The 9,162-nt window shown below is 36.9% G+C and carries 8 protein-coding genes; 3 read left to right on the top strand and 5 right to left on the bottom strand.

Annotated features, from left to right (window positions below):
- Window positions 1–160: 160 nt before the first annotated feature.
- The gene (locus PZE06_RS13390; RefSeq protein WP_150916373.1) at window positions 161–1,522 is read right to left on the bottom strand and encodes an aspartate kinase; all 1,362 of its coding nucleotides are present in this window, start codon (window positions 1,520–1,522) and stop codon (window positions 161–163) included.
- Between the two features lie 235 nt (window positions 1,523–1,757).
- On the opposite strand from PZE06_RS13390, the gene PZE06_RS13385 reads away from it, so the two are divergent.
- Window positions 1,758–2,942, top strand: coding sequence for an MFS transporter (locus PZE06_RS13385; protein ID WP_150916371.1), 1,185 nt, complete (start codon window positions 1,758–1,760; stop codon window positions 2,940–2,942).
- Window positions 2,943–2,955: 13 nt separating this feature from the next.
- Here PZE06_RS13385 and PZE06_RS13380 read toward each other — a convergent pair whose 3' ends face one another.
- On the bottom strand, window positions 2,956–3,750 hold the full coding sequence (locus PZE06_RS13380; protein WP_150916369.1) for an ABC transporter ATP-binding protein: 795 nt from the start codon (window positions 3,748–3,750) through the stop codon (window positions 2,956–2,958).
- Between the two features lie 233 nt (window positions 3,751–3,983).
- Window positions 3,984–4,976 (bottom strand): zinc-binding dehydrogenase, encoded by a 993-nt coding sequence (locus PZE06_RS13375; RefSeq protein ID WP_150916367.1) that lies wholly within the window; start codon window positions 4,974–4,976, stop codon window positions 3,984–3,986.
- A 419-nt stretch (window positions 4,977–5,395) separates the two neighbouring features.
- Here PZE06_RS13375 and PZE06_RS13370 point away from each other — a divergent pair, with 419 nt between their 5' ends.
- The gene (locus tag PZE06_RS13370; protein WP_191963231.1) at window positions 5,396–6,313 is read left to right on the top strand and encodes a MerR family transcriptional regulator; all 918 of its coding nucleotides are present in this window, start codon (window positions 5,396–5,398) and stop codon (window positions 6,311–6,313) included.
- Window positions 6,314–6,667: 354 nt separating this feature from the next.
- On the opposite strand, the gene PZE06_RS13365 is transcribed toward PZE06_RS13370, so the two are convergent.
- Entirely contained in the window at window positions 6,668–7,801 is a 1,134-nt protein-coding gene (locus PZE06_RS13365) for a CaiB/BaiF CoA transferase family protein (RefSeq protein WP_191963233.1), read from the bottom strand.
- Between the two features lie 223 nt (window positions 7,802–8,024).
- On the opposite strand from PZE06_RS13365, the gene PZE06_RS13360 reads away from it, so the two are divergent.
- Entirely contained in the window at window positions 8,025–8,615 is a 591-nt protein-coding gene (locus PZE06_RS13360) for a TetR/AcrR family transcriptional regulator (protein WP_150916361.1), read from the top strand.
- A gap of 68 nt (window positions 8,616–8,683) precedes the next feature.
- Here PZE06_RS13360 and PZE06_RS13355 read toward each other — a convergent pair whose 3' ends face one another.
- On the bottom strand, window positions 8,684–9,121 hold the full coding sequence (locus tag PZE06_RS13355) for a hypothetical protein (protein WP_150916359.1): 438 nt from the start codon (window positions 9,119–9,121) through the stop codon (window positions 8,684–8,686).
- Window positions 9,122–9,162 lie beyond the last annotated feature (41 nt).

Raw genomic sequence — 9,162 nt, 5'->3', positions numbered from 1 at the left:
ATCACGTTGAATGGAATTATGTTTCGAAAGCATCTTCATCACTCCAAGTATTGTTTCTACCTTTATTCTAAAACAAAAAAGACTGTAGGAAAACTCGATTTTCATCGAGTTTGTCTACAGTCTGAGACAACACGAGAACGTGTTGTCTTTGTGGACCCATTTAAATAAGGACTGGTGCAAAAAATTCTTCGTATATTGCCTTCACTGCCTTTTTCTCATTGGCTTCCTTTACACCAAACATTAAACTGACCTCAGATGAACCTTGATTAATCATTTCAATATTTACCCCTGCGCTTGCTAAAGCTTGCGCTGCTCTTGCCGTAATCCCGACATTTTGTTTCATTCCTTCTCCTACAATCATGATGAGCGAAAGATTATGTTCAATTTTCACCTCATCTGCACAAAGTTCATCTTTAATCCGCTCTAAAATTTCCTCTTCTGATTCTGGATGGAGTTGATCTTGCCTTAAGATAATGGTCACCTCATCAATTCCAGAAGGGATATGCTCATATGATATCTCATACTCTTCTAAAATAGTAAGAAGTCTCCGGCCGAAACCAATTTCTCTATTCATAAGATACTTGCTTACATAAATACTGCAAAATCCTTTATCACTGGCAATACCTACAACAGGACCAGTCGATTTGTCTCGATGATGAACAATTTTTGTACCAGGTGCAGAGGGATTATTCGTATTCTTTACCTGAACCGGGATACCTGCGCGGAATGCAGGGATTAGCGCTTCATCATGAAAAACTGAAAAACCGGCATAGGATAATTCACGCATTTCTCGATAAGTGAGCTCTGATATTTCATTTGGATTCTCCACGATATTTGGATTTACTGAATAAACAGCGTCGACATCAGTAAAATTTTCATATAAATCTGCTTTCACTCCATGAGCTAGTATAGAACCTGTTATATCTGAACCGCTTCTAGAAAAGGTGGCAATTGCGCCCTCTTTCGTATAACCGAAGAATCCTGGAAAAATCAAAATTCCGCTCCTTGCTCTTAATGAATATAGATGTTCATATGAATCTGGAAGAACTTGAGCATGACCAGCTTCATTCGTCACATACAAACCGGCATCCCTTGGATTAATATATTGTGCTTCAATCCCTCTATTCAAAAAAAACTGCGCTACCAACTTAGCGTGGCTATCCTCACCACTTGCTTTAATCGCATCAATAAATTGATTTTGGTTTTCTTGGCTACTATTCAATAACCCTAAGAGATGGGAGCGAATTTCATCAATGATTTCTATGGGCAAATCCAGTTCACGAGCAATGCTTGCATATCGCTCTACAACTAATGAAACTAGTTTTGTAGCATCCTCTCCGCTCAGTGCTTTTATTGCACATTCAATTAATAAATCTGTCACTTTAATATCTTCTGCATACCTCTTCCCAGGCGCCGATACGACGATTATCTTCCTTGCCGGATCTGATTTAACAATTGCTAAAACTTTTTCAAGTTGAGCACCTGTTGCTAAAGAAGAGCCTCCAAACTTAACCACTTTCATTCCAGACATCCCCTGTTAATTTAATTTTCGTTTGCAAATACTAAAATTTAGTACTTATTATCACCCTAAATGAAGAAAGAATCAAGACTTTTTCTATCTGTAGTGAACATTTGTATTTTTAGAGAGGAATAATTGTGGCTAACTGGAAAAAAATAAGCACCTTTATGGATTTTTATTGTAAATGATGTAATATAATATTTAGGGTTTCTAAATATTAGATAGAAAGGAGCTTTACATGAGCCAATCACTTCCAAAAGAAGCAGCGAATGCACATATACAATCTGAGAAAATTTGGACGAAGGATTTCTCCTTAATCGTATTCTCAAATTTCTTTATTTTTCTTGGTTTTCAAATGACCTTACCGACCTTACCTTTATTTGTTGAAGAGCTTGGTGGGAACGATCAATTAATTGGATTGGTTGTCGGGATCTTTACATTCTCTGCCTTAGTCATGCGTCCATTTGCCGGAAAAGCACTTGAGACAAAGGGAAGAAGATTTGTTTTTATCACCGGCTTGGCCATTTTTATTTTGTCCGTCGCTACATACGGTCTAGTACACAGTTTATTTTTTCTTTTTATTATGAGAGTCGTTCAAGGAATTGGATGGGGTTATTCAACAACAGCATCTGGAACGATAGCGACTGATTTGATTCCAGCCAATAAACGTGGAGAGGGCATGGGTTATTATGGACTGTCAGGAAATATTGCTTTAGCCTTTGGTCCTACGCTTGGACTAGCATTAGCAGGAAAAATATCGTTCACGCAATTATTTTTAATATGCGCCCTACTCGGACTTGTTTCCATTATTCTTGCTTCTTTTATTCGTTATAAAAAAATTGAGCCTATTACAGTGGCTCATAAAAAATGGGATCTTTTTGAAAAAACTGCTATTCCCCCTTCGTTATTACTCTTTTTTATCACGGTCACATTTGGTGGCATTGCATCATTCTTGCCTATCTATGCATTACAAAAAGGGGTTTCTGGGATCGAATGGTATTTCCTTCTATATGCACTTGCATTACTTGTCTCAAGAACATTCGCAGGTAGATTATATGACAGAAAAGGTCATCGCGCTGTATATATCCCGGGTACTTTACTCATTATCATTGCTATGGTTCTACTTGCATGGCTGCCCAACAGCTATCTCCTTTATAGCGCAGGAATATTGTATGGGCTAGGATTTGGCACAGTCCAACCTGCTTTACAAGCTTGGTCTGTTAAAGAATCTCCTCCACATCGTAGAGGGATGGCAAATGCCACCTTTTTCTCTTTCTTTGATTTAGGGGTTGGGATCGGCGCCATCTGCTTTGGTCAAATTGCCCATTTGTTTGGCTATAGCAGTATTTATCTTGTTTCAGCAGTGTCAGTGTTCATCTCTATTTTAATCTACATGATCATCTTAAGAAGCAGTCGGGCTTAAAAACGAGCTATCCTTACATTTGAGGGATAGCTTTCTCTCTTTTCGTAATCAACGGTCGGTTATTATGCCAATGAACTTCCACTTCGACATTGAAAAACGCTGATAAAACAGATTGTGAGATCATCTCAACTGTGTTACCAGACGAAAAAACTTTGCCTTTTTTTAAAAGCAATGTTTTCTCAAAAACTGGTAAAATTTCATCTACATGGTGGGTCACATAAATCAAAGTCGGTCCAGAGCGTCTTAAGGCAATTTCTTCAATGGTCTCTAATAAGTGTTCTCTTGCGATAAAATCAAGACCATTTGTCGGTTCATCTAAAATAAGTAGTTCTGGTTCATTCATAAGTGCACGTGCAATTAAAATTCGTTGCCGCTCACCTTGTGATAAGGATGAATATTGGCGATTAGCATACTCAATGCTGCCAAGACTTTCTAATAAATTGATTGCCTTCTGACGCATGCCGTCAGTGGGGGTTTCATATAGCCCGATTGATGTAAATGCACCGCTTAAAACAATTTCAAAAGCGCTATCTGTTTTATAAAAACGTTCCTGTAGAGATGATGAAACTAGGCCAATTTTACGCCGAATCGATTCACGAATATCGACTTTCCCAAACTCTTTCCCGAAAACAATCGCTCTACCACTTGTTGGAAAATGATAGCCGTTTAAAAGATTCAAAATTGCTGTCTTTCCTGCCCCATTTAGCCCAAATAGAACCCAATGCTCACCTTTTTCAATATGCCAATCAAGCTCATTTATGATTACATTTCCATTTCTCTTTAATGTAATCCCTTTTAAAGATATCATTCATATACAACCCCTTCTTTTAATACCATCATCAGTACAGCAGTCTTTTATACGATAATCTATCCCCTTATATTATACTGAAAGATTTAAATTTTCCATTAATTCCGCCAGTTATAAACTAGAGGAACTCTCCGCTTAGGGTAATTTTACAAAGATCGACAACAGGCTCAAGCATTTCATCCTTAAGCCTGTTGTCGACACTCTGATAAAAAGGGAGGAATCCTTTCACTTCTTTATGCAATTGAAAACCCTATTTTTCCAAGCTGTTCCGCTTTCTCCATTCTCTCAAATGCATCTTTGAAATCGCTCAATTTATAAATTTTATCAATCACTGGCTTGAGCTCATGTTGTTGCATAAATTGTAACATATCTCTATATTCTTCACCGCTTCCCATCGTAGATCCATACATGTTGTATTGACCGTAGAAGAATCTTCGCAAATCAAATTGAACGATATCACCGGCAGAAGCACCAAATGTGACAATTGTTCCTCCTGATCGCAGCTGATCGAGCGATTTATTAAACGTTGCTGCACCCACAGATTCAATAATCAAATCCATTTTTTCTCCAGCGAGAGCTATACTCCAATCTTCATTGCTGTCAAAAGCCTTCGCAGCTCCCATTCGCATCGCCCATTCGCACTTTTCCTTTGAGCGAGAGCTTACATACACAATTGCTCCGGCCGCTTTTGCGAACTGCAATAAAAATGTTGCTACTCCACTTCCAATTCCAGGAATAAACACCTTTAATCCTGCTTTGACCTTTCCTCTCGTAAAAAGAGCCCGGTATGCGGTTAGAGCCGCTAATGATATAACACTTGCCTCATCCCATGATAAATATTCCGGTTTATGTACAGCATTTTCAGCGGGTATGACAATTTTTTCTGCAAATGTACCATGATAAGGAAGACCAATGATTTCAAAACCCGGTGGTGGTGAATCGCTCTTTTTTTGCCAACCTAACCCAGGATTAATCATTACTTCATCACCAATTTTTACATTTGTCACTCCCTCTCCAATCGCTTCAATAATTCCTGCTCCATCTGAACCGATAATGAGAGGCGGATCTGATTCTTTATGACGAGTCAAAGTAAATAAATCCCGATGATTCAACCCTGCACCCATTAATTTTACTCTAACTTCTCCTGCCTTTGGCGCATCTTCTTCTATCTCTCGATATGAAAGACCATTTATTCCTGTTTTTCCCTCATGGACTAATGCTTTCACAACAGTCACCTCTTTTTTTAAATATTTTCTAATTCATATGATACTCTGTAATGTTACAGAAAAAAAACATTATGCATTTAAAGTGTTTGCATCCATTAATCGAATACATATTCCGACAAATTATCTCGAAAATACATAAATTTTCAGATAATTCTACTCTAATAAAACAGTAAATCCCAAATAAGAAGGTCAAAATGGCGGGAAATGTCAAGTATTGCGCTTTCCCGAGAAATAATGAAGCCATTGTAGGAGCATTTGAAGTTCCATTATAGCATATCCCATAAGTTGCAACTTCAGATGATACCGTAAATTTTTTGCAGATTCTTTTCTTCTTTTGATAGGTTTTGTCACATGGCAGGAAAATGAACACCTTACAGCAGAATATAGTGTATAACAAAATGAAGGAAAGGATTGAAAATATGCAAACGAGTAAAATGGTAAGAGCTTATTCAATTAAAGAGGTTTCAAAAAAAATCAATATTCCTACTGGTACGATTAGACAATGGGAAAAGGATCTTAATGGTCTTTTAGTAATTCCACGTACAAAACAAGGAGCGCGATTTTTCACAGAAAACGAAATCAATTTATTAAAAAAGGTAAAAGAAATGCGTGAACAAAATGTCAGTAAAGAAATGATCCGCACATTATTACAAAAACACTTTGCAAACCATTCCGAGCATACTTCCGAATCTTTCGAAACACGATTACCCGTACCCTCCATTGAACAGAATGAAAGAGAGTTGCCCTCTCAATTACATGCTTCTGATGTATACTCGATCATGGATTTATACAAACAAGATATCGTCAATGAAATCAAACAGGAATTGACATTCAAACAACAGCAATTAACGGAAAATCTTAAGGCGGAGATTGCATCCTCCTCCCTTCATTCTATTAAAGAAATCTCAAAATCAATTCAACGGGCAAATGATAAACGTAAAGGCGAACTCCTAGCACTTTCGAATGCCATCAGCGAAGCATCAGAACACACTTCCGAATCTTTCGAAGCCTTATCTGAACAGGTTGCTGCCTCTTCACAGAATACTTTCGAAAAAATCGAAGAAAAGTTAAACGAAACCTCTGCCTTCACAACAAAAGAACATCATACTACCTGGAGAAAAGTATCGAGAACGATGACGGATTCAAGAAGAGACGTGAAACGATTAGTAGGAACACTAGAAGCAAAACAAGACACAATCCTTAATAAAGTCAATGAACTGCAGCAATCGGCACAAGATATACGGGATCGGGAAGAAGCTTTTCAAGGAATGCTTTCAACTTATCGAGAAGTGGCAGCAGGAAAAGCAAAAAGAAAAAACTGGTGGAGATGGTGGTAAAAAGAGAAGCAGTGACACCGCTAGGAACCTTTAAAGTTCGAATCGACGAAAGGTGATTTGATAGAATTTTTCTTCAAGCTCAAAGGTTATCGTTTTCGACCTAAGAAAAAATGATGACAAACTACACTTTAGGAAAAAAATGATGTTGTAAAGTCTAACTACTTTCAGACAAACGTAGATAGACTTTACAACAACGAAAGCGTACATGTTAAAAACTACCCAATTAACTCAAGACATTCCCGTGCTATCTTCCTTTTTCCGAGAGCTTACATAATGAATCATCCATTCTATTGTGAAAAGAAAAGAAACCGTAGGCAAACCCGAAAATTTCAGTTTGTCACGGTCTAGATTCACTCATATATTTTTTAATTCATAAATGATCTCTTCGTTGTTTTCGCCAAGAGAAGGAGCTTGACGAACAACCTTGACCTTTGCTCTTGATAGTTTTATCGGGTTAGCGATTTGTCTCATCACCCCCCCTTGTGGATCATATACTTCTTCGATCATTTGCCGATGCTTAACTTGCGGATGATCGAGCATTTCCTCCAAAGTTAAAATTGGTGATACACAAGCATCGACATGCTCAAATAGCCGCTCCCATTCTTGTAACGTTTTTTCTTTAATACTCGCTTGAATTTCGTTTATCATTTTCACTTGTTCTTCATTTGAAGCCTCATGATAGGGAATAAACTCCTTTTTATCAATAACACAACAAAATTTTTCCCAAAACTTAAATTCCAGTGCACCAACAGATAAGAATCTGCTATCTTTTGTTTCGTAAATTTGATAACATGCTCGCCCACCATTCAATCGATGTCCCCCTCTCGGAAACTCTTTGTTTATCGTAAAATATTCAGGTAGAATGGCCTGCAGCCATGATATTGTTCCATCAAGCATAGAAATATCAATAAACTGCCCCTTTCCTGTTTTCCTAACATCTATAAGGGCAAGGAGAATTCCAATCGTTGCCATTAAAGAACCGCCACCAATATCACCAATTTGCACAGGTGATATTATTGGACGTCCCCCTTGCTCCCCTTGCAAGTTTAATAATCCTGAAAGGCTTAAAAAGTTGATATCATGGCCAGGAACATCTTTATACGGGCCCGATTGACCATAGCCTGTAATAGCACAATATATTAATTTTTCATTTACGGCCTTTAAATCCTCGTATCCAAGCCCAAGTTTTGCCATCACTCCTGGGCGAAATGATTCCAATAGAACGTCAGCGCTTTTTACTAAGTTTAGAAATATTTTTTTATCCTTTTCACTTTTAAGATTAAGAGCAACGCTTCTCTTATTGCGATTTAGCGAATGAAACATAGCACTAGAATGAGTAAATTTCGGTTCATACATGCGGGCATAATCACCTAAATTAGGCTCTTCGATCTTAATTACATCAGCTCCAAAATCTGCTAGTAATAGCGAAGCATATGGCCCAGGCAACAGTCTCGTTAAATCTAATACGCGCACTCCATTTAATGGCATGGACAAAGTAGTTCACCCCTTTACCAGGATAAATTATCAAAATTAAAACAATATTCAATTATTTTACAATAAATAATTTATTAATCATTAGTTTAAATCAGAACATTATTTTCATAAAATGGTGCTATTTCTGATAATTTTACATATTTCACTTTAATAATCGTTTTTTATATGGTTTTATAATAGTAACAAAAAAATTATAGAAAAAGATTGGAGAGTTAAGATGTCCTCTTTTAAAGAAAGAAAAATTGCTAAGAAAAAAGAAGAGATCCTCCGCTCTGCCGCTGCAGTATTTGCTGAAAAGGGCTATCATGGTACAACAATGGAGGAAGTTGCAGCAAAGCTGTTAATGACGAAAGGATCCATGTATTATTATTTCAAAAATAAAGACGATCTTCTATTTCATTGTCATCAAATGATTATGAATAAAAGTATTCAAAATATGGAGGAAATTACAAGCAGCCCCATAACAGCGAAAGAAAAACTAGAAAAAGCTGTCAAAGCTCACATATTGCTGGCAACCAATGAAAAATCGATTTTTATGGTGATGGATAAGCCCAATCAGCATTTCACCGATGAATATTTACATGAAATACTGAAATCACGAACAAAGTATGCAGCTTATTTTGATCAAATTTTATATGAGGGAATGGAGAAAAAGGAATTTCAAAGCATAGACATTAAAATGGTCAGAATGATTATTTTAGGAGCACTGAACTGGATTCAAGAGTGGTATAATCCTGAGGGGGAAAAAACCGGCGAACAATTAGCTGAAACTTTTGCTCACTATTTATTAAAAATGGTTCTGTCATAATAAGTTCATTTTAATCGTGCCCGTCCATTTTCGCTTTACACGAGGTGGGCACGATTGTTTTCTAATTTTTATTCCTTTCTCTGCCCTTTAAACCGCAGTCCTAACTCTGAAAGAATTTCATCAACAGAAGTATCAAAATGAAAGAAATAATGACTATTCTCAGTGCCAAAGACCATTATGTGAGGATTTTCATATTCCGGGAAAATGATGATGACCTCATTAACCGATGTGTTTAACCATTTGTTTTTTATTTCAACTGCTTTTTCCAACGGAATCTTTATCATATAACCTTTCTGCGGTATCGGTTCAAATCCACGATATACATCTGTAATCCCTTCTAGAATTGCCACCACTTCTTGCTGAATATGGTCATTGCTTGGCTCTTCTTTTATAACCTTACCTTTATTAATATGGAAAATTTCAATTTGGAGCGATTTTGCATTTACTTGAAAGCTGAAAATAAATAAAAAGAGCATGATAACAAACAAAATTATTTTTCTGACCATGACATCACCTCAAAACTATCATCCCCTCAAAAATAACAATA

Source organism: Robertmurraya sp. DFI.2.37, from assembly GCF_029211245.1.
Taxonomy (GTDB): Bacteria; Bacillota; Bacilli; order Bacillales; family Cytobacillaceae; genus Robertmurraya; species Robertmurraya methanolica_A.
This window is presented reverse-complemented; position numbering and strand designations above follow the sequence as displayed.

Coding starts and splice junctions, on each gene's coding strand:
- PZE06_RS13390 (WP_150916373.1), bottom strand. CDS start 1,522: ATGAAAGTGGTTAAGTTTGGAGGCTCTTCTTTAGCAACAGGTGCTCAA.
- PZE06_RS13385 (WP_150916371.1), top strand. CDS start 1,758: ATGAGCCAATCACTTCCAAAAGAAGCAGCGAATGCACATATACAATCT.
- PZE06_RS13380 (WP_150916369.1), bottom strand. CDS start 3,750: ATGATATCTTTAAAAGGGATTACATTAAAGAGAAATGGAAATGTAATC.
- PZE06_RS13370 (WP_191963231.1), top strand. CDS start 5,396: ATGCAAACGAGTAAAATGGTAAGAGCTTATTCAATTAAAGAGGTTTCA.
- PZE06_RS13365 (WP_191963233.1), bottom strand. CDS start 7,801: ATGCCATTAAATGGAGTGCGCGTATTAGATTTAACGAGACTGTTGCCT.
- PZE06_RS13360 (WP_150916361.1), top strand. CDS start 8,025: ATGTCCTCTTTTAAAGAAAGAAAAATTGCTAAGAAAAAAGAAGAGATC.
- PZE06_RS13355 (WP_150916359.1), bottom strand. CDS start 9,121: ATGGTCAGAAAAATAATTTTGTTTGTTATCATGCTCTTTTTATTTATT.